At 60.1% G+C, this 24,427-nt stretch carries 16 protein-coding genes, 1 tRNA gene and 2 pseudogenes; 8 read left to right on the forward strand and 11 right to left on the reverse strand.

Annotation, left to right across the window (positions count from 1 at the left end):
- Nucleotides 1–2: 2 nt before the first annotated feature.
- Together QM647_RS11615 and QM647_RS11620 are read right to left on the reverse strand one after the other, a co-directional pair.
- Complete coding sequence (locus QM647_RS11615; RefSeq protein ID WP_414995673.1) at nt 3–899, reverse strand: rhodanese-related sulfurtransferase; 897 nt, start codon at nt 897–899, stop codon at nt 3–5.
- Between the two features lie 19 nt (nt 900–918).
- Nucleotides 919–1,398: pseudogene (locus QM647_RS11620) on the reverse strand (MEKHLA domain-containing protein).
- A 180-nt stretch (nt 1,399–1,578) separates the two neighbouring features.
- Here QM647_RS11620 and QM647_RS11625 point away from each other — a divergent pair.
- The 3 genes from QM647_RS11625 to QM647_RS11635 all read left to right on the forward strand — a co-directional run bounded on the left by QM647_RS11625 (nt 1,579) and on the right by QM647_RS11635 (nt 5,980).
- Nucleotides 1,579–1,652, forward strand: a tRNA-Gln gene (locus tag QM647_RS11625).
- A gap of 478 nt (nt 1,653–2,130) precedes the next feature.
- On the forward strand, nt 2,131–4,890 hold the full coding sequence (locus QM647_RS11630; protein ID WP_414995674.1) for a TonB-dependent receptor: 2,760 nt from the start codon (nt 2,131–2,133) through the stop codon (nt 4,888–4,890).
- Nucleotides 4,891–4,951: 61 nt separating this feature from the next.
- Nucleotides 4,952–5,980 (forward strand): hypothetical protein, encoded by a 1,029-nt coding sequence (locus QM647_RS11635; RefSeq protein ID WP_414995675.1) that lies wholly within the window; start codon nt 4,952–4,954, stop codon nt 5,978–5,980.
- On the opposite strand, the gene QM647_RS11640 is transcribed toward QM647_RS11635, so the two are convergent.
- Nucleotides 5,981–9,064 (reverse strand): TonB-dependent receptor, encoded by a 3,084-nt coding sequence (locus QM647_RS11640; protein ID WP_414995676.1) that lies wholly within the window; start codon nt 9,062–9,064, stop codon nt 5,981–5,983.
- Nucleotides 9,065–9,100: 36 nt separating this feature from the next.
- Here QM647_RS11640 and QM647_RS11645 point away from each other — a divergent pair, with 36 nt between their 5' ends.
- Genes QM647_RS11645 through QM647_RS11655 form a run of 3 tightly spaced genes read left to right on the forward strand, consistent with a single transcriptional unit; the run spans nt 9,101 to nt 12,179 of the window.
- On the forward strand, nt 9,101–9,799 hold the full coding sequence (locus QM647_RS11645) for an RNA polymerase sigma factor (RefSeq protein WP_414995677.1): 699 nt from the start codon (nt 9,101–9,103) through the stop codon (nt 9,797–9,799).
- The gene (locus QM647_RS11650) at nt 9,784–10,617 is read left to right on the forward strand and encodes a FecR family protein (protein WP_414995678.1); all 834 of its coding nucleotides are present in this window, start codon (nt 9,784–9,786) and stop codon (nt 10,615–10,617) included. Before QM647_RS11645 ends, QM647_RS11650 begins: the two co-directional genes overlap by 16 nt.
- Before the next feature lie 59 nt (nt 10,618–10,676).
- A complete protein-coding gene (locus tag QM647_RS11655) occupies nt 10,677–12,179 on the forward strand; it encodes an alkaline phosphatase (protein WP_414995679.1) in 1,503 nt (500 codons plus the stop codon).
- Between the two features lie 36 nt (nt 12,180–12,215).
- Here the strand turns inward: QM647_RS11655 and QM647_RS11660 are convergent.
- The 8 genes and pseudogenes from QM647_RS11660 to QM647_RS11695 all read right to left on the reverse strand — a co-directional run.
- Nucleotides 12,216–12,749: pseudogene (locus QM647_RS11660) on the reverse strand (M28 family peptidase); the annotation flags it as partial.
- A gap of 445 nt (nt 12,750–13,194) precedes the next feature.
- Nucleotides 13,195–14,001 carry a uroporphyrinogen-III C-methyltransferase gene (gene cobA / locus QM647_RS11665; protein WP_414995680.1) on the reverse strand — a complete coding sequence of 269 codons (807 nt, stop codon included), beginning with the start codon at nt 13,999–14,001 and terminating at the stop codon, nt 13,195–13,197.
- Nucleotides 13,991–16,654, reverse strand: a complete 2,664-nt coding sequence (locus tag QM647_RS11670; RefSeq protein ID WP_414995681.1) for a molybdopterin-dependent oxidoreductase — start codon at nt 16,652–16,654, stop codon at nt 13,991–13,993. The genes cobA and QM647_RS11670 overlap by 11 nt, the downstream gene beginning before the upstream one ends.
- A 16-nt stretch (nt 16,655–16,670) precedes the next feature.
- Nucleotides 16,671–17,006, reverse strand: coding sequence for a nitrite reductase small subunit NirD (gene nirD, locus QM647_RS11675; RefSeq protein WP_414995682.1), 336 nt, complete (start codon nt 17,004–17,006; stop codon nt 16,671–16,673).
- A complete protein-coding gene (gene nirB / locus QM647_RS11680) occupies nt 17,003–19,480 on the reverse strand; it encodes a nitrite reductase large subunit NirB (RefSeq protein WP_414995683.1) in 2,478 nt (825 codons plus the stop codon). Before nirB ends, nirD begins: the two co-directional genes overlap by 4 nt.
- Nucleotides 19,481–19,711: 231 nt before the next feature.
- Entirely contained in the window at nt 19,712–20,926 is a 1,215-nt protein-coding gene (locus QM647_RS11685) for a nitrate/nitrite transporter (protein ID WP_414995684.1), read from the reverse strand.
- Between the two features lie 338 nt (nt 20,927–21,264).
- The gene (locus tag QM647_RS11690) at nt 21,265–22,404 is read right to left on the reverse strand and encodes an ABC transporter substrate-binding protein (protein WP_414995685.1); all 1,140 of its coding nucleotides are present in this window, start codon (nt 22,402–22,404) and stop codon (nt 21,265–21,267) included.
- Nucleotides 22,401–22,991 (reverse strand): ANTAR domain-containing response regulator, encoded by a 591-nt coding sequence (locus QM647_RS11695; protein ID WP_414995686.1) that lies wholly within the window; start codon nt 22,989–22,991, stop codon nt 22,401–22,403. The genes QM647_RS11690 and QM647_RS11695 overlap by 4 nt, the downstream gene beginning before the upstream one ends.
- A gap of 613 nt (nt 22,992–23,604) precedes the next feature.
- Between QM647_RS11695 and QM647_RS11700 the strand changes: the two genes are divergently transcribed.
- Together QM647_RS11700 and QM647_RS11705 are read left to right on the forward strand one after the other, a co-directional pair.
- The gene (locus tag QM647_RS11700) at nt 23,605–24,000 is read left to right on the forward strand and encodes a hypothetical protein (protein WP_414995687.1); all 396 of its coding nucleotides are present in this window, start codon (nt 23,605–23,607) and stop codon (nt 23,998–24,000) included.
- The gene (locus QM647_RS11705) at nt 23,997–24,317 is read left to right on the forward strand and encodes a BlaI/MecI/CopY family transcriptional regulator (RefSeq protein WP_414995688.1); all 321 of its coding nucleotides are present in this window, start codon (nt 23,997–23,999) and stop codon (nt 24,315–24,317) included. Before QM647_RS11700 ends, QM647_RS11705 begins: the two co-directional genes overlap by 4 nt.
- Nucleotides 24,318–24,427 lie beyond the last annotated feature (110 nt).

Consider the following 24,427-nt stretch of genomic DNA (forward strand, 5'->3'; position numbering starts at 1 on the left):
TATTAAAACTTGATACGGCCAGGACGTTTTTGCGTCGACGGACGGTCGTGGGCATGGGCGGCACTGCCTTGGCAGTGCGGACAGGACACACCCTTGATATAGCTGGCCTGCTGCTGGTCTTCGGCGGTCAGGGCGTGGTCACAGTGCAGGCAGAGCACCGCGGTTTGTGAGGGCTGGAGGCGATGATCGACGGCGATGCGCTCGTCGAAGACGAAGCATTCTCCTTGCCACAATGACTGTTCGGCCGGTATGTCCTCGAAATATTGCAGGATACCGCCCTTCAGGTGATAGACATCTTCGATCCCCTGGTCGATCAGCCACGAGGTATATTTCTCGCAGCGGATTCCGCCGGTGCAGAAGGTGGCGACCTTCTTACCTTTCAGCAATTCGGCATTATCGCGCGTCCATTGCGGCAGGTGCTTGAAATTGGGGATGTTGGGGTCGATCGCCTTCTCGAAGGTGCCGAGATTGACCTCGTAGTCGTTTCGCGTATCGATGATGATCACATCGTTGCGGGTAATCAGGGCGTTCCAGTCGCGGGGCTCGACATACTGGCCGAAATACTTCATGGAGACCGGCTCGCCAATACCGATGGTCTCCTTCTTCAGCCGCACACGCAGCTTGCCGAAGGGCTGGTAGTCGGCATAGGATTCCTTCCAGGTGATGGGCGCGCCGACCAGCTCGTTCTGCAGATAGCCGAGAAAGCTGTCTATGGCCTCACGCGAACCAGCCATGGTTGAATTGACGCCTTCGGCCGTTATCAGTAGAGATCCTTTGATGCCGAGGCCGTTCAAGCGGTCATAAAGCGGCAGGCGCATCTCTTCGAAGTTCGGGAAATCGAAGAAATGGTAGAAAGCTGCGATGACAACAGGGAGCGGGGTTTGCGCGGTTTCGAACATGTCGCGCAGGTATCATATTTCAGAGATATCGCCAATCCCGGATAAAGGCCGCCTGGCCGTAGCGGTGGCCATCCGCGTCGACGACATTCCACAGGACGGTGTTTTGAATGTCAAAACGCCGGCCGGTGCTTGAAATGCGCACACCGCAGTAATGATCGACCCAGCCCCTGGCCAGGGCCGCTCTCAGCAGAGCATCGCGGTCGGACTGGATGTCGCCGGCGGATTCGGCGCTGAGGCGGGAGGGCAGACGGGTGAAGCCGTCCCAGTCCATTTCCCACAGCCGGAGCGCTTGTGCATTGGCATAACGAAAGATGGGATCGGCTTATATGCCATGCGAAACGATGGCCTGCGGTGCATTGAACATGGCTTGCGCCAGTTCTACGTCATCCAGATCATCGGCATCCGTCGTTCCCAGGAGCGACTCACCGGCAAATCGCCGAAAGCTGTTGGCCATCAGTCGGTTATAGAGGGAAACGTTGGGGTTCAGGTGCACAGGCATGACTTATCAGGTCGTGAAAGCGACAAAAAGCAACGAATTTGCCCAATGATCCACAATAAAGCCGCGGGAGGGGGCCTGAGCATGCGAAAAAGTTGTTTCAGGGGATTGCTTTGGGCAAAACCTTGCGCTATCTCCACGCCTCTCGCGGCGACACGCTTCGCTGGCGAGACCAGCTTCTGCTGGGGAATGGTGTAATGGTAACACTCCGGTTTTTGGTACCGTCATTCTAGGTTCGAGTCCTAGTTCCCCAGCCACGCTCCTTTTTCTCCTTACTCTTCAAAAACATTAAGAAAAATAGCCTATTGTGGTCCGTAGTCGGTACATATGGGCAGGCCAAAGGCGCATCTAAATCTCCCTGAATACATGGCCAAGGTTGGTGCGGACTATAAGGTGAAGCGGCCCATTCCAGATCACGTTTGGGCTGGACTTCCTAGACTCAAATGCAAGGCCCGCATTAAGGTCGTTTCCCTTGATGCCGATGAACAAATCGCAAAACGGAAATTCCTTGCTGTAATTGAGGAAATCGAAAAATGCATCGAACGGTCGGAAATCAAAGCGCCCATGTCTGGCTCTCGGTCGGAGCCAAAGCTGTATGAGCCGAAGGAGATTACGCGTCGCGACAGGTCTCGTGCTTCGTGAAACTTTTGTTAAATATTGGCGCCCGTGTGTTCGGCCCACGTCCTTCTCAATGGGACGAGCAAAGTCCCTCGCTGACACAAGGGATTCAGACACATGAAATTTTCCAGCCATAAGGCCATGCTTCTCGCCACGGTCATGACTGCGGGCTTCGGCCTGTGCGTGCCGGTTTGGGCGCAGGACGCCGTCCAGACCACGGGATCGCAAGAGCAGGACAAGAGCACCACGGTCGTCGTTGTCGGCAAGCGTGCCGATGCCTCGCGTCTTCAGATGAAGAGCGACAATGTCGTCAGCGTCATGTCGTCGGACGATCTGGAACATACAGCGGTTCACAACGTCGCCGAGGCGCTGGCTCTGCTGCCGGGCGTAACCGTCACCAATACCGGGAACTCCTTCTTCGGCGGCATCGACGGCGCGTCGCGCGGCGAGGGCATGTTTGTCGGTGTGCGCGGCATGAACACGGAATTCACCCTGGCCCTGATCAACGGGAGTAATGTGGCCCAAGGCATGCCCTATTCCCGTCAAGTGCAATTGTCGCTGCTGCCGCCGTCGGGCCTGAAGACGATTGTCGTCAATAAAAACTCGACCGCTGAAATGGATGGCGACGCGATCGGCGGTACGGTCGATTTCCGCACACCGACCGCCTTTAATTTCAAGGACAACTATGCCTCTGTCACCGTATCGGGCCGCTTAGAAAGCCGCGCGCGCGATTATGGCGATGATGGCCTGGGCGGCGGCCTGTCCGCCGAGTTCGCCCGCAAGTTCGGCCAGAACAAGCAGTTCGGCCTCTATGTCAGCGCCTTCTACGACAAGCGCAACTTCACCAATTCCGAGGCCGCCGGCGTGATGGCGGCGCAGAATGACGGCGGCTGGGGATATCTGCATACCTCCGACAGCGCCGGTGAAAATCCGGCGAACGGAGATGCGGAAGCCAATCTCGTGCAGACCGGTATCAATCTCGGTGTGTCGGAAGGTTCCACCAAGCGTTACGGTGGCAACTTCTCGCTCGACTGGCGCGTTGACGATGACACCAGCCTTTACCTGCGCGGCTCTTATGCGCGCGCCGACACCGAACAGAATTCGACACTCGACCAGTTCGTCAACAGCCAGTCGCGCGTTTATAATTCGAGCACCGGGCTTTATGATCTGAGTCTGACCTCCTCGTCGGTGCGCGTCTGGTACGAGACCAACCCGGAAAAGGCCGATCTGAGCACCCTGACCTTCGGTGGCGTCAAGAAGGCTGGCGCCTGGACCTTCTCGCCGTCGCTCTTCTACTCCCAGGGTAATAACGACCGTCCGAACCACATTGAAGCGTCCGAACGCAACAACCAGTCGGATAATTACAATTCCGGTACGACCACGCCCTACAGCGGCCTGTTCATCACCTATGACAGCGACGGCTATGCGATCCCGTTGCTGACCGCCGCGCAATCCGATCTGGTCAACAATTCCAGCACGGCACTGATCGCCCGCCGTGCCGGCCAGCTGACGCGTTCGTTCTCGGGGCAGGAAAAGACGGGTTTCAAGTTCGATGCCCAGTATGATTTCACTTCTGGCTCGCTCCAATACATCAAAAGCGGCGTGAAATTCGTTTCCAGCCGCCGCCTGGTGGAAAGCCACGACTGGACCAATGATCATATCGGCAATCTGCTCGGCGAAGCGGGCGTGACCTGGGCAGATCTCGGCATTACGGACGGGTATTACAACTCGGTCTATCCTGGCCTTTATGACAATATCCGCGTCCCCAAGGTCAACCAGCAGGCCCTGCTCGACCTGTTCTACAAGTATTTCGACGCCGCCTCGGCCAGCACCGACCTGTGCTATCTGAACTGCAATACGCTCAAGGGGACGGAAAACGTCAGCGCCGCCTATGTCACCGGCAAGTACGTCTTCGGCAATCTGGATGTCATTCCGGGCCTGCGCTATGAACATACCGATATCCATAACACCTACTGGGACAACGACGCCGAGGCCTTTGCCTCGAACGAGACCCAATATAACGAGTGGTTGCCGAGCCTGTTCCTCAACTATCGTCCGCAAGGCAATGCGGTCTACCGCGCCTCGGTTACCCGCGCCTATATGCGTCCGGCCCTGGTGCAACTCGGCAATGGCGTGTCGACAAGCGGCGAGGGCGGCGACAGCCTGACGGTGACCCAAGGCAATCCGGACCTCAAGACGCTGAAGTCGTGGAATTATGACGCCTCGGCGGAATGGAGCAACTCGCAGGGTGGCTACGCCATGCTCGGCCTCTATTACAAGAAGCTGTCGGATTACATGTATGATAACGGCTCGACCCAGGTCAATTCGGGCGGCGATACGGTGGCCGGCGCCACTTATAACGGCGTCACCTATGAAAGCGTCACCTATGTCCACCCGACCAATGGCGGCGACGGGCATGTGGCCGGCATCGAGGCGCAGCTCTACCAGAAGTTCACCCTGCTGCCGGGCTGGCTGTCGGGCTTCGGCGCGGGCCTCAACCTGACGAAGCAATGGAGCCAGGTGGATATCGGCGGCGGCGAACGCCATCGCGTCCAGAACTCGCCGGACTTCATGGCCAACCTCAAGCTCAACTATGTCTATGAGCGGCTGTCGGTGGACCTGAACTACAACTACGTCGGCGAAACGGTGCTGTCCTACAACACGGTCGCGGGGCTCGATATCTGGACCCGTCCGACCCGTCGCACGGACCTGCACGCCGGCTACGATGTCGGTCATGGTGTGACGCTCGACCTGTCCGTGTCCAACCTGTTCAAGGACTATGGCTACTGGTCGCATGTCGGCAAGAACTCGCTGGCGATCTCGGATGTGGTCAATTCCGGTTCCACGACCCTGCTGAGCGTAAAGTACAGCTACTGATGCGCGTAAGGTCCGGCGCGGCGGAGAGTCCGCGCCGGATTTTTTTCAAAAGGACATGTTCATGAAGTCGGCAATCCGTCTTGCCGTCCTGCTCGCGGGAACCTTGAGTGGCTTTGCCGCCCATGCCGCCGAACCATCGGCGCATTATCGTCAGCTGATCGTGGCGGCGCGTCACCTGGACGACAGGGCGCTGCGCGAGGCCACTCTGGACGGGTTGTCCTCTCAGACCTGCATCCAGCACCGCGCTCGTCTGTCTCCGGACGATAAGGCGGAAATCATTCACACACTCATCGCATCAGGCTTTGTGTCCGCGGATCCGTCCGTTCCGGAAGGCGTGTTCCCGGCGGTTCGCGACGAAGGCAGCGCCTGTCCGCGTCTGTTGCAGGATTTTACCGCGGCGCCGGGCGGCAATACAGGCTCGCATCATGACTGGCCAGGCGGTCTCGTCGCCCATGAGGCCTTCAATCTGAAGGTGGCCATGGCCCTGACACGGCTATACCGGCAAGAGGGCGGCGAAACCATTGATCCGGATACGGTCAGTGCCGCAGTCTTATGGCATGACTGGGCCAAGGCGCTGATCTTCACCTGGAAACCCGACGGCAGCCTGCCGGAAGAGGTCCAGATCGCCGGCACGGGGGCGCACCACATACTGGGGCTGGCCGAAACCCTGTCGCGTGGCTTGCCGCCGGAAGTGGTCGTGGCGCAGGCCTGCGCGCATAATGCAGACCAGGTCCGGGTGCTGAACTGGATACGGGCTGCGGCGATCATCGCGCGCACGCCGCCGGAGGTCGTGGCGCGCCTTGAAGCGCAGGCAAAGGCGGGGCCGTCACGCGCCTGCCTGATCGACAACGCCGCCGACGCCAACTGGGTACATGCCGAAGCCGCCGTGCACAGCGCCGATGGGGCTCTGCGCGAAGAAGCCGCGCATTTCGGTTATGATCCGGATGACCAGGCACGGTATCGCACAGCTTACCGCAACCCGGTATTGCGGGAACTGGGCGCGGACCGGCTCCAGGCCCTTCGCCAGACGCGGGGGGAAGCGGGTGTCCGGCGCGCGCTTGAGAGCCTGCGATGCAAAGGTGTCATGTAATCAATAGCTGTATTTGAGACTGAGCACGATGCGGCGACCTGAATCGACGATATCGGACAGGGCCAGGCTGTGCTTGCCGACATGCGCCCAGTAACTGTAGGCGCCGCCCAGATTGCTGACGCTCAGGTCGAGACGGCTATGGGCAGACAGCCGGCGCCAGGCGCGCAGGTCACAGCGTGTCAGCGGACGCACCCAGGTATTGTCCCAGGTGCCGTCGACGCCGAGGCTGTCATATTCGGACAGATAGGCGCCTGTATGATTGCAACTGACATATATCGCCTCTGCATTTCGGCTGTAACCAAGCACCAGATTGCCAAGCCAGTTCGGCGCGCTCTGCATTGGCATGTTGTGACCCAGGCTGTCGCTGCCGAGATCGACATGCGTGAACTGCCGGCTGAGATTGAGGTCAAGGCTCAAGCGTCCGCCCGGATCAAATGGCGCCGGCCAGACCGCCCGCCACTGGGTCTCCAGGCCCGAGACGAAGCCACGGCCGCCATTGCGCGGTGTCACAATCTTCGAGATGGCATCATCACTAACAGTGTCCCCGCTGATCGTGCTGCCGGCTTCATAGAGATAATGATCGAGCTGTTTGGCGTAGGCGGACAGGGTGAGAGTTGCGTCCGGCGTGATCTGGGTCTGCACGGACAGGTCAAGATTGGAGGCATCCACAGGCTTCAGGTCGGGATTGCCGCGCGTGATTGTCGTGACGCCTGAGGCATCGGTTTCGATGCGCACGCCGCCGCCCAGTTGCAGGAAAGCCGGGCGGTTATAGGACCGCCACACGGCGGCGCGCCACAGGCTGCGGGTATTGGGCCTGAAGTTCAGGGTCAGGCTGGGCAGGAGTTTGTCATAGCGCGTCCTTGACTCCGCCCAGTGGCCGAGCGCGTCCGTGTCATCGGTCACGGGCAAGACCCAGAAGGTGTTGCGGATGTCGGTGTGCTCGAAACGCAGGCCGGTCGTCATATCCCAACGATCGTGATAAAACCGGGCTGTCACATAGGCCGCGTCCACGTCCTCGGTACCTTTCTGCGTATTACAGTTGAGGTTGTTGAGGTAGAGGCTGCCACAGGTATCGAAGCTGGCATCGGACAGATATTTATAGAAGTTCGCGACCAGGCTGTCGTGGTTCACCTTCGGCAGAGACCAGTTATACAGGCCGGGAAAGACCGAACTGTAGGTCCCACCGACGAAGCCGAGGTTGTCCCAGGTCACGCCGGCCTGGGCCAGCAGGTTGCCGTAATAGTCGTTTGTCCAGTCACGGCTGGTGACGTCGCGTGCGCTGCGCGAAATCTTGACGCCGAAGCCAATCAAGGGGGCATCAGTGGCTTGCGGCGCAAACAGCGTGTCAAAAGCCGCGCCATACCGATCCTGTTCACTGTACTGGACAGTGAGCTGGCCAGCGCGCCGCGCCAGAAGGGTGGCGCCCGCCGTATTCAGATCGTTGTATACGGCTTGGGTCAGGTTTGGCACTGGCAGGCCGTTTTCGTAAGTGACCAGAAGGCCGCTGAAGGCGCGTGCGCTGTTGCCCTGGTTATACGCGTCGTTCTGGTCGATCCGCGCCGAGGCCTCGATATGATTGGGCCGGGCACTGCCGCTGTGACTGTAGAACAGGGAGGGGGAGAACCGCCAGCCTGCCCATGTCTTTTCCGCGCCGAACTTTACGGCAGACTGGGTGATGCGGTCCGGATTGGTTTCATACCACACCCGGGTAGACAGGCCGTTGACCGACAGGTGATACAAGCCATCATCGCCCTTCGCATAGGTGTTGCCGGTGCTGACGATCTGGCTGAAGGTGGAGTTCTGCTCTGTATCGGCGCGCGCGGCGGTGGCGTGGAGATAGAGACGCAGATCGTCGGCGCCGCGCCAGTCGAGGGCCAGGCTATGGAACCAACTCGTGCTGGTTCCGGTGGAAACGCCGGCGTTCAGGCTGGTCAGGGTCAGGTTGTCCTCAGGCCGGGCCGGGTTGACCGCATGGCCCTCTGAATCGGCGGCTACGGCGTAAGCCCAGCCATTGTCGTTCTGCGCCCCCATAATACCGGCCAGCTCGGAATTGGTGTAGGGGTGGCGCTCATAGCTACTGCTCAAATAGATGCCGAGCCTGCCGCCGAACGCGTCACGGGTGCGGGCCAGCTCGAAACTGGCACCGCCGCCGAAAGCCGTGTCGCCATAATCGCCGGCGCGCGTATTGAGGCGGCCCGAGAGGTTCAGGGCCGTGTAATGGCCGCCGCTGAAATCCGCCGCCTTTGGCGTTGTGAAGTCGATCGCCGCGCCGATGACGTCCCCGTCCTGATCGGCCTGTCCACTCTTGTAGACGGTGACGGTCTGGAAACTGTCGGCGGGCAACAGATTGAGTTGCACGCCGCGCGAATAGGGCAGGCCCTGGGCCAGGGCCACGCCATTCATCATGGTCAGGTTGAACTCGGTATCCAGACCACGAAACGCGGTGAACATGCCTTCGCCGCGTGAAGCGGAATCGATGCCTCCGATGAAGGAACGGCCGGTATTGAGCACCGTCATGCCGGGGATCGTGCCCAGGGTCTCGCTGATATTCTGGCTGACCCTTTGCCGCGTCTCCGCGCGACTTAGGCTGTACGCGTTCCCGGCGGGGACGCCATCGGCCGAGCCGGGGGCTTCAAATGAAGGCCGACGGGCCGTCACCACCACTTCGGTGATCGGAGGAGCGGTTTCTTCGGCTTCCTGAACGCGGGCAGGCAGCACAGGCGCGGCAAGGGCGGATGAACAGGCGGGCGCCTTGGTTCCGCGACGGTCCTGCCTTGTCTCCGACCGTGCGATGATCAAGGTGCCGCCGTCCACCCGGCGCGCCTCCAGTCCGGTTCGCGCTAGCGCGCGGCAATAGGCGGACATCACATCGAAATGCCCTTCGACAGGTGCACTGGTCAGACGGGACGTCATGGCGCCTGAAAACAGGATCTGCACATGTCCCTGACGCGCGATCTCGCGTAGCGCCTGATCAAGGGGGAGGGCTGGGACGTTGAAAGGGGCTGAAAAGGCCGGTGAGACCACAGACCACGCCGTCAGGATCAGACAGACCGAAGCCGGCCAGCGGCGTACAAGCTCGCGCATTCATCCGACCTTGAGGTAAAGAACGGGCGATACCTAATGGATGCAGATAAGAGATTTATGACAAGTCGGGTGCTTTCATCTGTTTGTCATAAAAACAGTTATTTTGGCGGTTATCGGCGGGCCTTGCGTCTGAATCTTCTGAGACGCGGAAACCTGATGTTTGACTGTGGAAAAATGCGAGTAGGCGGTTTGGCGATGGTGTCGCTGACAGAGGGCGATGAGGCGGTCAATGCGGCAATGCACACCCTTATGGCGCGCTTCGATTCCCGCCTGCGCCGTTATCTCGGCCGCGCGTTGGCGCCGGCGGATGCCGAGGACGCCCTGCACGATATCTATGTCCGCCTGGCCCGGCAGGCCCGTCTGATCCCGCCGCCGGATTTCAACACCACCTATGTGTTCAAAACAGCCGACAGCGTGCTGCATGACCTGTACCGACGTCGTCGATCGCACAATTATGGGGCGCATGTCGAATTACCGGAGGAACTCGCCGCGCGCACGCCGTCGCCGTTCGACGAACTGCGCTGGCGGCGCAATGTCGATCTGTTGAAGCGCGCAATCGCCGGTCTTAACCGCGAAGAACGCCTTGTCCTGATGATGCATCGTGTCGAAGGGAGGAAATTAACCGAAATCTCGCAAAAACAGCGCATTCCCCTGCGCACGGTGCAGCGTCTGCTCGCCGATGCGCTGGCAAAATGCCGTGATAAATTGAAGGACAGCGGATGGTTCGAAATATAATCCCGCTCAACAGGCCGGAACCGGACGGAAAAGAAGAAACTGATGCTGTATGGGAGGCGATGGGCCTGCTGACGGTGGCGGATTTTGCCGCAGTGGAGCGCAAGAGCCTGGCCGCGCGTCGGGTGATGTGGTCAGGTCTGGCTGCCTGTCTGGTGCTGGGGGTTTTGAGCGTCTATGCCCTCCAGCGGCCGGATGTCTATACAAGCGGCATCGGTGAGACGCGGCGTGTCGCCCTGGCCGATGGTAGCCATGTGACCCTGAATACGGGCTCGCGTCTGGAGGTTCGGCTGTCGAAGCATCGGCGCGCCGTGACCCTCAGCCGGGGGGAGGCCTTTTTCGAGGTGGCTAAAACTCCGGATCACGCGCCATTCGATGTCATGGCCGGCCGGGCGCATATCGTCGTGACCGGCACGAAGTTCAATGTGCTGCGTCAGGCCGGCGCCACCGATATCGACCTGCTCGAAGGCCATATCAATGTCGATTCCAGAGGGCAGAACGCGGCGCACCTGTCAGCCGGGCAGGCCGTACATGTCGACGGGCAGGGACGGCTTGGCCCCTTGGGGACCGCGCGCACGGCCTATGTCGATGGCTGGCTGCATGGCCGCGTCAGCTTTACGGCGACCCGCCTGGATCAGGCCGTCGCGGAGATGAACCGCTATAGCCCCCTGCGCCTGAAAATCGCCGACCCGGCGCTCGCCGATATGAAGGTGGACGGTGATTTCAACGCTGGCGACACGCAAGGCTTTGCCAGGGCGCTGAACGCCTTGCACGCCGTCTCCGTGCGTCAAGAGGGCCAGACCTTGGTTCTGGGCGGTTAAGTGGCTTGTTATTCCGGTGTTTCCCTGATTCAGCTGTTTCTTGTTTGAAGGTTTTGCTCATGCGTTTTCCCGCGTTTCTGGCTTCGGCCGCCGTCCTGGCCTTATCTCCGTCCCTGGGCTTGTCGTCCATGGTTTGGGCGCAAACGCCGGACCCCTTGCCGAAGACGATCAATGTCAAGACCAATATCTACTATTTCCAGGGGGAGCAGGCCCTGGCGGAAGCTCTGAAGCGCACCCCGAATACCGGCCGGGCGAAGAACATCATTCTGTTCATCGGCGATGGCATGGGAATCAACTCGGTGACCGCCGGACGCATCTTCGCCGGCCAGCAGCGCGGCCTGGATGGTGCGAGCTATGAGTTGTCCTTCGACAAACTGCCCTACAGCGGCTTCTCTAAGACCTATTCAACCGACAGGCTGGTGACCGATTCCGCCAATGGCATCTCGGCGATTACCACCGGCGTCAAGACGATCAACGGTGCCATCGGGGTCGACGGTACGGTCGTCGGGCCGCGCTGCCGGGGCTCGTTGAAGGCGCGCGTGCCGACCCTGGCCGAAGAAGCCAAACTCGCCGGGTTGTCCGCCGGTGTCGTCACCACAGCCGGCATAACCGACGCCACGCCCGCAGGGGCCTATGGCCACACGCCCTATCGCGGCTGGCGGGCCGACAGCGATATGACGGCCGAAGCCATCGAGAACGGCTGCATCGATCTGGCCCGGCAACTGGTGGAAGCGCCGGCTGCCATCCGCATGGATGTGGCTCTGGGCGGTGACCTGACCAAGTTCGTGCCGGATAATGATCCGCGCAAAGGCAATCGCGCCGATGGCCGCGACCTGACTGCGGAGTGGCTGAAACAGACGCCCACGGCAACATACGTTACGGGCGCCAAGGATCTGGCCGCTATCGATCCGACGAAAACTGACCACCTGCTCGGACTGTTCGCCGATGGCGATTTGCCGTCGCCCGTCGATACCGCCGAGCATTACGACGTGCCCACCCTCGATGAAATGACCGCCAAGGCTATCGATGTGCTGGCGAAGAATCCAAAGGGCTATTTCCTGCTGGTCGAATCCGCTTCCATCGACAAGTGGCACCACCAGAACAATGCCTATCACGCCCTGACGGATGTCGATGAACTGTCAAAAGCGGTGCAGGTGGCCATGGACAAGACCGATGCCGCTGACACGCTGATCATCGTCACGGCCGATCACAGTCATGGTCTCGTTCTGACAGGCGGATCGACGCGCGAAGAGCCTATTATGGGACTGGCACGTAACCATGGCAAGGACAGCCTCGATGGCAATGGACAGCCCTATACGACGCTCTCCTATGCCACCGGGCCCGGCGGTCCGAAGGGCGGCCCGGGCCGGTCTGCCCCGACGGAAGAAGAAGCGACGAGTCCCGGCTATACGCAACCGGCCCTGGTCTATACCGACAGCGCCCAGCACGCCGGCGAGGACGTACCGGTCTATGCTGGCGGTCCCCAGGCGCACTTGCTGAGCGGTACGATCGAATCGAGCTTCATTTATCAGGTGATGGCCCACGCCCTGGGTTTTAAATAGGTGATTCAACGCCCCCTCGGAGTTCTCGGTCTGACCTCAGGCGACAATGAGTGTTGGTCCGGCGGAGGACGTTGAGGGGCGGTTCAACCGCTTTCTGCTCAATTCGATTGAGTTGTGTCCATGCTCCCATTTGAAGGTGGCGAGCCTCCCAAAGGTGCTGTTTGGATGCCATGTGGGACAAGTATCGGCATTCGCAATGTCTGCCGCCAACGCCGCTGAAAAATCGTCCAACCGAATTGCTTCGGCGGGCAGAATGCCCGGCTGATCGACATCATCGCTGGGTGCGTGATAACGGTTTGCTCTCCACTCATGCTCAAGCCGGAAGGCTTCAGTTTCAGGGGTAAAGCCGAATTTGATAGCGAGTGAGGGGATGCCAACACGTACAAAACTGTATTGGTGCCTGCGAACGAAGCTGTTTCGGTTGGGCAGAGGGGCGGGAAGCAGTGATAAGCCTTGTTGGGTGGCAACCGAGCGTGCTGTCTCACCTAAACGGCTTTCCTGATCGCCTAACGTCAGGATGCTCTTTAGAGGCCAGAGTGGCAGCAAGGTGTCGAAGTTGATGTCGGCAACAAGACTTTGCCGGGGTACTGTCGGTCATGTTCCATCATCCTCGCAATTTCTTTGGGCGAGCGGTTGCGGAAATGATGACGCAGCAACCCGGATTAGCAGCAAACCATCTGAACACGAGTTCGAAGGCGCCAACGGTGACAGCACTTCGGCCTGTAGCCCAACTGGTCAAGCCTGTAGCCAGCGGCCATGACGCTTAAAGTGCTGGCCTGGCCGATCATTCCACCTGTCTCCCCCTAAAATATATCTGAAACCAACTCCGAATACCCAACTAGGTTTTGTTGACAAATGTAGCCGGCACGGCCGAATGCCATATTATAAATTGACGTAAGCCCACGCTTTTTACGTCTATATCGGCCATCAACGGAATTACTGCACTAAGAATTTGAGCTAACGTCGGACAGTTGTCCCCTCATAGCAGGTGAGCGCCTATTGTGATGACGAACACTTAGTTGCCGAAGGTCGCCATCAGACGTTCCGAGTTGTGCTTCGCCTCTACTTCTACGCACGCCAAATTTTCTGCAATCAGTTTCCGCGCGTAAGCAAACGCAACGCCTATCCCCAGAAGGACAGGGCCATCGAAGCTGGCATCGCAGACCAGCCAGGCCAAATTACACAAATGACCGGTTCGTAATTGCGCACTATGTCGACCCGCATTTTCGATAATCACGACCGGGGTTTGCGGCGAACGACCGGCCCGCAGAAGGCTAGCTTCGATATGAGTGGCGTTGTGCGACGACATATAGAAGACGAGCGACGCCATCGGATCGCTGATGCTCTCGTCGCGCAGGTCGATCGCGCCATCCTTTGTGCGGCCGGTCAGGAAAGTGACCGAGCGCGCTTCGCCACGATGGGTCAGCGGAAATGAAAACTGCGCGGCAGCAGCCGAGGCGGCGGTAACGCCCGGCAGGGTTTTGTGACCAATGTCGTGAGTATCGAGGTATTGGCGTTCTTCCTCGACACGCCCAAAGACCGACGGATCGCCGCCTTTCAGCCGCACTACATGCAGGCCCTTCTTTGCCAGCCGAACCATCAGTTCATTGGTCTTGTCTTGTGAAACACTCAGGCGGTCACCGCGCTTGCCGACACAGATCTTGACGCATTTCTGTGGGGCAAGCGCCAATATATCTTCTGAGACCAGGGCATCATAGAGCAGGGCCTGTGCCAATTGCAGAGCTTTCAGTGCGCCGAGCGTCAGGTGGTCGGCATCGCCGGGACCAGCACCCACCAGGGATACGAAACCATTAGGCGGCATGTGCGGTCTCCTTTGCGTGTTTCAGCAGGCATTGCTTCAGTTCGCCCTTGCACGAGCCGCAGGCCGTGCCGGCGGTTGTGGCTTCGCCGATGGCCTCGACCGTGAGGGCGCCATCGGCGATGGCGGCGTTGATGGTCTTTTCGCCGACGCTGCGACAGGCGCAGATGATCCGGCCCTTGTCCTGAACGCCGGGTACGCGGCCGATCAGCAGGGCGGCGCGGTCCTTGCTATCGAGCACCAGGTCGCCGAAGCGTTCGAGCAGCCAGTCGCGCGGCGGCAGGCGCTTGGTGACGGGCGCGATGAAAATGACGCGGGTCAGGCGGCCATCTTCGATCCGGACACGGCGTGTCAGGCCGGTGGTTACATCGTCGAGGCTCTGGGTGATCTCGATCCCGGAAATATCCATCGGCGCGATACCGGCGATCTCGAAGCAATCGGCAAAGGCGTGACTGGAGCGACGCCAGACAGCCTCACCGAAATCCGGCAGTTCGCCGTCGAAATCGCGCGGGGCCATGATGAAGCCGTGCCAGGCTTCGTTATAGGCCGCGACCCGCGCCGGTGTGTGCTTGAATTCCGGCTGGCCGGACATCGGATCGACCGCCGGATTGACCAGCGCATTGGCGCGGCCGAAGGGGGCGAACTGGCGCGTCCAGTGCATGGGTACGCTTAAGTTTGCTTCGCGCACATCGTCGGTGACACGAGCCTTCAGGATGGCCTCGCCAAAGGCCGTGGTCACAACGGCTAACCGACTGTCCTTGATGCCGAGGCGTTTGGCATCCTTCGGGTGGATATCCAACAGGGGTTCGGTGATGTGGCGGTTTAGTTCCGGCGCCAGGGCTGTGCGGGTCATGGTGTGCCAGTGATCACGGACTCGGGCACTGTTCAGACTGAAAGGAAAGTCCGGTGTCGGCAGGTTGGCCGGACCGGTGGCCTTGGGCGCGATCAGGCGGGCACGGCCATTCGGCGTGGCGAAGCGGCCGTCGGCGAAAAGACGAGACGTCGAGCCGGTCTTTGTCACTGGCCAGCGGGTTGGCGTGAGCGAGTCATAGGCCTCACGATCAAGCGCAGTCAGGCCTTCGAGATTGAGGAAACGCTGTCCGGTGTTTTCAAAGGCGGTCAGGCCGGCGTGTTCAGCGAAGACCTCGTGCGGGCTTTTCCAGCCGAAAGCCTTGTCCCAGGCGCTGTTCATGCGGCGGGCAACGTCCGCGACGATTGCCCAGTCGGGACGGACGCTTCCAGGCAGGGCGGTCATGCGGCGCTGGCGCGAGATCACGCGTTCGGAATTGGTGACCGTGCCGTCCTTCTCGCCCCAGGCCGCGGCCGGCAACTGGATATGCGCCATGTCCATGGTGTCGGTGCGGGCAATGACATCAGAGACCACGACAAGTTCGCAGTTGGACAGCGCCTCGTGGATGCGGTTGCCATCGGGCATGGAAACCATCGGATTGGTGGCCATGATCCAGATCGCCTTGATCTTGCCGGTGCGCACGGCCTCGAACATATCGACCGCCTTCAGGCCGGGCTTTGGCGCAATGGTGGGTGACTGCCAATAACGCTGGACCAGTGCCTTAGACGCATCATCGAAGTCCATGTGCGCGGCCAACATATTGGCCAGGCCGCCGACCTCGCGACCGCCCATGGCATTGGGTTGTCCGGTGATGGAGAAGGGGGCGGCACCTGGCTTGCCGATCTTGCCGGAGAGCAGATGGGCATTGATCAGGGCCAGCCCCTTGTGGACGCCCTGGCTCGACTGGTTGGAGCCCATGGAAAACAGGCTGACCGTCTTTTCGGTATGAAGGAATGCGTCATAGAAGGTCTTGAGGTCGGCCGGCGAAATGCCGCAGTCATTGGCGATGGCGTCCAGACTCTGGTCATCCTCGCAGAGTGCCGCCATCAGGCGTGAATAGCCTTGCGTATGCTGGTCGATGAAGTCGTGATCGACGGCATTGCGCGCAATCAGGTGGGCGCAGAGGCCGTTCCAAAGCCGTACATCGGTCTGCGGGCGGATCATCAGGTGCAGGTCGGCGGCCTTAGCGGTATCGGTGCGCTTAGGGTCAATGCAGACACGCATCTGGCCGTCTCGGGCCTCAATGCGACGATAGAGCACCGGATGGGTCCAGGCGGCGTTATGGCCGGAAAAGACCAGCAGGTCTGCCAGTTCGAGATCTTCGTAGGTGCCGGGCACCAGATCGGCGCCAAAGGCCTGCTTGTGCGCCGCCACTGCCGAGGACATGCACAGGCGCGAATTGGTATCGACATTGGCCGTGCCGATATAGCCCTTGGCCAGTTTGTTGACGGCGTAATAATCCTCGGTCAGTAACTGGCCGGAAACATAGAAGGCGACCGCATCGGGGCCGTGCTCGGCGATGATGGCGTTGAATTTATGCGCCACGGCATCGAGCGCTTCGTCCCAGCTTGTTGCTTCGAAACCGTTGGGGGTACGCATGCGCGGCTCAAGCAGCCGGCCTTCGAGGCCGAAGGTATTACCCAGCGCAGTGCCCTTCGAGCACAGGCGGCCTTGGTTCGCCGGGTGGTTTTCGTCGCCCTTGACCGACATGCGGCGACCGCCGATCAGTTCCGCCTTCACACCGCAGCCGACCCCGCAATAGGGGCAGGTGGTTTTCATCGTGACGGGCGGCGTGGACTCGAACATTATTATGCGTTCACTCTCAGAAGTTCAGACCCAGGAGGATACGGCCATTGTCGATCCTCAGTGGCACTGTAGGGGTGCAGCCCTTGCCGGCATCGGCGCCCAGAGCTTCGCCGCTTTCCAGCGAGATCGACCAGTTGTGCAGCGGACAGGCGATGGCACGGCCGTGGACAATGCCCTCCGACAATGGCCCTCCTTTATGCGGGCACTTGTCGAAGATGGCATAGTATTCGTCGGCCACCGTGCGGAAGACAGCGATGGCGCCCATGACGGTCTCGACGCGGCGCGCACTTTGCGGGGCAACCTCAATGGCCGCGCCGACATCGGTCCAGTTGATGATTACATTGGCATTCATTCGGCGGGCTCCGGTTGAGTAAAGCCTTCGCGCAGATCGGCGAGGGGCGAAAAGACCTTGGCAGGTTCGGATTTTGGGGCGTGCTCGGCCCACGGATCGACCTGATAGACAGCCTGCGATTCGAGGAAGCGGGTGACGAGGGCAGCGCGCATCTCCGGCTCGGCCAGGCCGTCCTTGACGAATTGCAGCCCCATCCGTTCAATCCACGGCGCGGTGCGTTCGAGATACCAGGCGTCCTCGCGGTAGAGCTGGACAAAGGCCATCGACCATTCCAGCGCTTCCTGTTCGGTCGCCACCTTGGTCAGCAGGTCGGTGCCGCGCAGATGGATGCCGGCATTGCCGCCGACATGCAGTTCATAGCCTGAGTCAACGCAGACCACGCCGAAGTCCTTGATGGTGGCTTCCGCGCAATTGCGCGGGCAGCCGGAGACGGCCATCTTGAATTTGTGCGGCATGTAGCTGCCCCAGGTCGCCTGCTCCAGCTTGACGCCGAGCCCGGTCGAATCCTGTGTGCCGAAGCGGCACCATTCCGAACCGACGCAGGTCTTTACCGTGCGCAGGGCCTTGGCGTAGGCGTGGCCGGAGACCATGCCGGCGGCATTGAGATCGGCCCAGACGGCGGGCAGGTCTTCCTTCTTCACCCCGAACAGATCGAGGCGCTGGCCACCGGTTACCTTGACCATCGGCACGTTGAATTTGTCGACCACATCGGCTATGGCGCGCAGTTCCTTCGCGCTGGTCAGCCCGCCCCACATGCGCGGCACGACGCTGTAGGTGCCGTCCTTCTGGATATTGGCGTGGTTGCGCTCGTTGACGAAGCGCGAGCGCGGATCGTCTTTATACTCGCGCGGCCAGGCGCACAGCAGGTAGTAGTTCAGCGCCGGGCGGCAGGAAGAGCAGCCATCGGGCGTCGTCCATTTCAGCGCCTGCATCACATCCGGAATGGTTTGCAGTTCAAGGGCGATAATGGCCTTGCGGATATGCTGGTGGCCATGTTCGGTACATTTGCACATCGGCTTCGGGCCGGTCTGGGCCTTGAAGCTGTCCCCCAGGGTGCATTTCAGCAGGCTTTCGACAATGCCGGTGCAGGAGCCGCAGGAGGCCGAAGCCTTGCAGTGGCCGCGCATCTTGTCGAGCGTGTCGTTGCCGGACGCAATCGACGCCACAACCTGACCCTTGGATACGCCATTGCAGCCGCACACTTCCGTGTCGTCGGGCCATGCCGCAATGGCGTCAGAAGGGTCCTGGCCGGCCAGGGCATTGGTGACAGCCTGGCCGAAGATCAGCGTGTCGCGGATCGGCGCGATATCCTCTCCCTTCTTCATCAGGTCGAAATACCAACCGCCATCGGCTGCTTCGCCAAAGAGGACAGTGCCCACCAGCTTGTCGTCCTTGATGACGATGCGCTTGTAGACGCCGCGGCCGGGATCTCGGAAGACGATGTCCTCGCAGCCTTCGCCGCCACTGAATTGACCGGCGGAATAGAGATCGACGCCGGAAACCTTGAGGCGTGTCGCCATCTGCGTACCGGCATAGGCATTATCGACATTCTTTTCGGTCAGGACATCGGCGAGTGTGCGGCACATGTCCCAGATCGGCGCCACCAGGCCGTAGCACTGGCCACGGTGCTGGGCGCATTCACCGATGGCGAAGATCGACGGGTCGGAGGTGCGCATCTGGTCATCGACCACGATGCCGCGCTCGACCAACAGGCCGGAGGATTTCGCCGGCTCGACATGCGGGCGGATGCCAACCGCCATGACGAGCAGGGAGGCCGGAATGACGCGGCCGTCTTTCAGCTTCAGGCCCTCGACATGGGTTTCACCTAGGATGGCTTCGGACTGGGCGTTGAGCACCGAGATGACGCCGCGATCGAGCAGGGCCTTTTCCAGCAGGCGGCCGGCGGCCTCATCGAGCTGGCGCTCCATCAGGACATCGACGAGATGGATGACGGTCGATTTCATGCCGCGCTTGGCTAGACCATAGGCGGCTTCAAGACCGAGCAGGCCGCCACCGATGACGACCGCTTCGCCGCCGTTATTGGCCGCCTGGGTCATCAGGTCGACATCCAGCAGGTCGCGGAAGGCGACGACGCCATGCAGGTCCGAACCGGGCAGGGGCAGGCGGATCGGGTCCGAGCCCATGGCCAGGATCAGCTTGTCATAGGCGATGGTCTGGCCGTCGTGTAGCACGACATGTTTCGCCGCCGTCTCGATCGATTGCACCCAGTAGCCGAAGTGCGTCTTCACGCCATTTGAATCATACCATTCTTGGCTATGGGTGACGATCTGTTCGAAGGTCTTTTCGCCTGCCAGCACTGGCGACAGCTGGATGCGGTCATAGGTGGCACAAGGCTCGGCGCCGATGATCGAAATCTCGAAACGGGTGTCATCACGCTTGAGGATTTCCTCGACAATGCGGCCTCCGGCCATGCCGGCGCCAATAATGACGAGACGCTCTTTCTGTGTGGTCATTACTCGAACCCTTTTGAGCAAAAAAAAGAGCCCCGAACCACGCCTTCCATTGCTGGAAAGCTGGTTCGGGACTCCATTGTCCTGATGGTGCGCCGCGGAAACCGCCATTGGTTTCAGAAGCGCGAATATATTTGATCGACAGTGATCAGATCTTTGAGGTTATGCCGATTGCGAAGATTGTCAACACGGAAATTAGGGTTATTTGAGTTTGTGCATTGCGAAGTTACTGGCTCAAATTTTCGCATCCACGGCACCGAAGACATGCCAGGTGGTTCGCCAGCGCTTCTTGACATAGGTGAGGCCAGCCAGCGCCACCAGGGCCAGTCCGGCGAAGCCCAGCAGGCCGATCTGGTAGGAGCCGGTGGCCTGCTTGGCGAGGCCGAGCGAAGCGGCGAGGTAGAAGCCGCCGATGCCGCCGCACATGCCAACCAGGCCGGTCATGACGCCCATCTCGTTGCGAAACCGCTGCGGCACCAGCTGGAAAACCGCGCCATTGCCCATACCCATGGCGCCCATGCCGAAGATCAGCACGCCTACGGCGGTCCAGATGGTCGGCATACCGAAGCTGAGCACCACCAGGGCCAGCGCCGCCACCGAATACATGATGGACAGGGTTCGGATACCGCCGATGCGATCGGCCAGGGCGCCGCCCACCGGACGGACCAGAGAGCCGGCGAAGACGCAGGCGGCGGTGAAGAAGCCGGCATGGATGGGATCGATACCGTATTCGCTGTTGAAATAGATGTTTAGCGAGGAGGACAGGCCGACAAAGCCGCCGAAAGTCACGCCATAGAAGAACATGAACCACCAGGCATCCGGCGATTTGAAGATGTTGAGATACTGCGCCGTCGTCTTGGCGGGCGGCTGTTCCGGCGAATCCTTGGCCAGCAATTGATAAATGACAAAAGTAATGATCAGCGGAATGGCGACCAGACCGAATACCGAAGTCCAGCCGAACATCTTGGCCAGGGTCGGCGCGAACAGCGAGGCGAAGACCGTGCCGGAATTGCCGGCACCGGCGATACCCAGCGCGACCCCCTGATATTTCGGCGGGTACCAGCGCGAGGCCAGCGGCAGAGCGACGGCAAAGGAGGCGCCCGCCATGCCGAGCACAACGCCGAGCGCCAGGACGCCGCCATAATTATTGATATGCAGCAGCCAGGCGGCCAGCAGGCCGGCAATGACGATCAACTGCGCGATGGTGCCGGTTGTCTTCGGGCCGATGCGATCGACCAGGAATCCATTGACCAGGCGCAGTAGCGCACCGGACAGGATCGGCACCGCGACCATGAAGCCCTTTTCAGCCGGTGTCAGGCCCAGGGTCTTGGCGATCTGTACGCCGAGCGCCCCCAGCAGCACCCAGACCATGAAACTCATGTCGAAGTACAGGAACGAAGAAAAGAGGGTAGGGGTATGCCCCGACTTGAGGAAATCCTTGCTGATCATTGTGTGGTCCGCTGGCTGGAGGCGAAAAAAAACGTCCCAGGGCGTGACCTCGACGCATATGCGTGCGGAAGCCTGTCCTGAGACGTCATTGTCTGTGAGATCGGCTTCAGCACCGCCATTGGCGCGGAAAGACCGGGAGCGCAGTCGCCATTGACCGCAAGCTAACGATCGTTCGGAAACGGAGTTACGTCAATTGCGCGGGCCTCTTATTGCGCTGCGATATAAACGCTGCGACGGAAATGTCACGAATGGTGCTCCAGAAGGCATTTCGGGACAATTTTGAGCGAATAGGCAAAAAGCAATCATGTGGTTTCAAATGAAATCACAATTCTGTGATATCAGGCGCAACGGAAGGCGCCGCCATCGAACAACTGATTGGCGGGCATGACAATATTATTTGGCTTTCCCTGAATTTCCCAGCCCGCCACCTGGCCGCCCTCGGTCTTTTCGTCTGCTACAGGCACGTTCAGTCCCAGCGGCATGGCGGCTTCGCGCCACAGGTCCGGGCGATAGATATGGCGGGCCAGTTGGTCGAAATCATGTTCGGCCGTTAATAAACCCCAGCGCACCATCTGGCCCATGAACCATTTGGCGTGGCTGATCCACGGGAAGGTAGCGGTCTGCGGATCGAAGGTCAGGCCACTGGTTTCCAGCGCCAGGTCGATGGCCTTCCACGGCGCATTGACCGAGCCCCGACGCGCCAGGATGCGGATCAGGTCTTCGCGGTGCGCCGGCTCGCTGGCCCATTGTCCGGCACGCAACAGGGCGCGGGTGAGGGCGATCGTCGCCGCCGGATTGGATTCGGCCCAGGTGGCACGCACGCCCAGCACCTTTTCCGGTTTGAGTGTCCAGTAATCTGGATCGGAAAACAGAACCTCGCCGTCGCCGTTCAGTTGCGCTGCCTGCGGCCAGGGCGAACCCGCGCAGAAGCCATCTATCACGCCGTCCTTGATCATATCGGCCATGCGTGACGGTGGCACCACCAGCCATTGCAACTGCCGTTCGGGATCGAGACCGGCCGAGGCTGCCCAGTGGCGCAGGACGAAGTGGTGCGGCGACCAGGTGAAGGGCACGGCGAAGACGAGCCGTCCAAGGCCTTCCTTGCGCCGGCGCTCGACCTCGCGCGCCAGCAACCGAGCGCTCCCCAAGAGGGAGGTGTCCAGCTTGCCGCCGTCCTCCAGCCGCGCCTTGAGCTTGGCTGAGACCAGCACCGAATTGCCGTTGGCGCCCAGGGCCATGGGGGCAATGATCCGGCCCATCGAAGGCCCCAGCCCAAGGGCGGCCGCGAAAGGCATCGGCGCCAGGATATGGGCGGCGTCGATCATGCCGTAGGCCAGCTTGTCGCGAATGTTCGACCAGTTGGCCTCGCGGATCAGCGTCACGTTCAGGCCTTCGCTGTCATAGAAGCCAAGCGCCTCGGCGACCAGAATCAGTGCGGCGTCATTCAGTGGGCTGTAGGCGATTTTCAGGTCAGTCATTGGGCGTCACCAGGTTTCAACAGATCGCTGACCGCCAGGATATCCGCGGCCACGGCATGAATAGGTCGGCCCGTATCCATGGCATGCTTGCGCAAGGCCTTGTAGGCCTCGTCTTCAGAGAGGTTGCGCGAGGCCATCAAGACGCCCTTGGCACGGTCAATGGTTTTGCGGGCGGCGAGATCGGCCTTGGCCTTGTCGAGATCCTTGCGCAGGGTCTGCGTCAGGGCAAAGCGCTGTGCGGCCACGGTCAGGATCGAGGAAATGCGTTTTGGGTTATAGCCATCAACGATATAGCCGGCAACGCCGGCCTCAAGCGCCCTGGCCGTGGCGTTATCGTCGGAGCGATCGACAAACATGACTACCGGACGCGGCACCTGTTCATTGGCGACCTGCAGGGCCTCCAGCATGTCGCGGTCGGGGCTTTCACAGGCGATAATCACCATGTCGGGATCGAAATCACGCAGCATGCGCAGCTCAAAGTGCGCGAAATGGCGAATGACGGGCTGCTGGTCGGTATTGTCCGCGCGGATGCCATCGGCCACCTCTACCGCACGCGTCTGATCAGGATCGATGATGAGGACGTTCATACGGTCCGGTCACGCCTCCAAAGTCACAAAATAAAAAACCGCCGTCAGCCAACCGGACATCGTCCGATCAGGTGAAGGCGGCGTTGCCCGTACCGCGCGCATTCGTCATTGAAGCGCTGGTCGACATGAGCATGCGAAAAAATGAAACAGTGCGCAAGTGCTGCGTTGCAATATTTCGCTCACCTGAAGTTAAACCGTTATCGCAGTCGTTATGCCGCGAAAGGTTTGCTGAATGACACTATGGTGCCAATGAACCTGGCAGAGGAATATGCAGACTTGAGTTATGTGAACATGCCTGCTTGCGGGGCGGTTTAGCTGCGCCTTCAGAAATGTCCGGATTGGGTGCACAGGAGCTGAACCAGGTCGACCGCGTTTGGGGGAAGGCGGAGTTGCCGTGCGTGAAAATACATCGTCAGTGAAGTGCTTGGAACGGAAGCGAAATCGGCCTTGACATGTCAGATTACAAATGTAATCTACATTACAGATGTAATCTTAAGTGCCTTTCGATGTTTAGAACTATAGCCCTGGTCAGCCTCAATTAGCTAACCACCTTACGTGGGGCGGCCACCGTCCCGCTTGTCCAACCATTGATGCCATCACAATAGGTGCACACATGTCCGCAGACCTCAATAATTTGGCCGTAATCGATATCTTCACCGAAGCGGCCTGGCCGATACAGGCCCTCATGCTTATCTTGACCCTCTTCAGTCTCAGCGCCCTGGTCATCGCCGGAATCAAGTTGCGCGGTGAGATCAGCGGTGGCTCTGCGTGGCTGTCGGCCCTGCGCTGGGCTGGCCCCCTGGCCGGTGGCGTGGGGGCTGCTTACATATTTTTATTCTCGTTCGTGGCGTTGAAGCAGAGTGGCGATGTGCCTTTAAGCGTGATGGCCCCTGGACTGGCAGAAGTGGCCTTTGTATTCGGGCTTGGATTATTGTCTGGCGTGATTGCCGTCATCGCCAATGCCGCCATACATGCGCGTATTGACCGCGCCGTACTAGGTTCAAAATGACTCGCCCCCATCTGGCGATCACTGATGCCGAACGCGTCCTAATGGAAATTCTGTGGCGAACCGGCCCCCTTTCGCCCGCGGAATTAATGGCGGCAGTAAAGGCTGTGGAATCCTGGGCGGAGCCAACGATCAAAACCTTGCTGCACCGGCTGATGCAACGCGGAGCGGTCAAGTCCGAAAAGCGTGAAGCCCGGCTGCAATATGTGACGCAGATAAGCCGTGATGCTTATCTTGAGCAACAAGTCGAAGCCCTTGTAGATCGTTTGTTCGATGGCAATCGCCAAGCCTTAATCGCTTATCTAAATCAGCAGGGATAAACGTTTTCGAAATCGGTTGCTGAAGACGCTGGCCGGTTAGGGCGCCAAGGAGCCGAAGCTCATCGTCCGAGCTTGGGATAAAGCGGGCAATCTGAATAAATTACGGCAGC

Source organism: Asticcacaulis sp. (assembly GCF_047605585.1).
GTDB lineage: Bacteria > Pseudomonadota > Alphaproteobacteria > Caulobacterales > Caulobacteraceae > Asticcacaulis.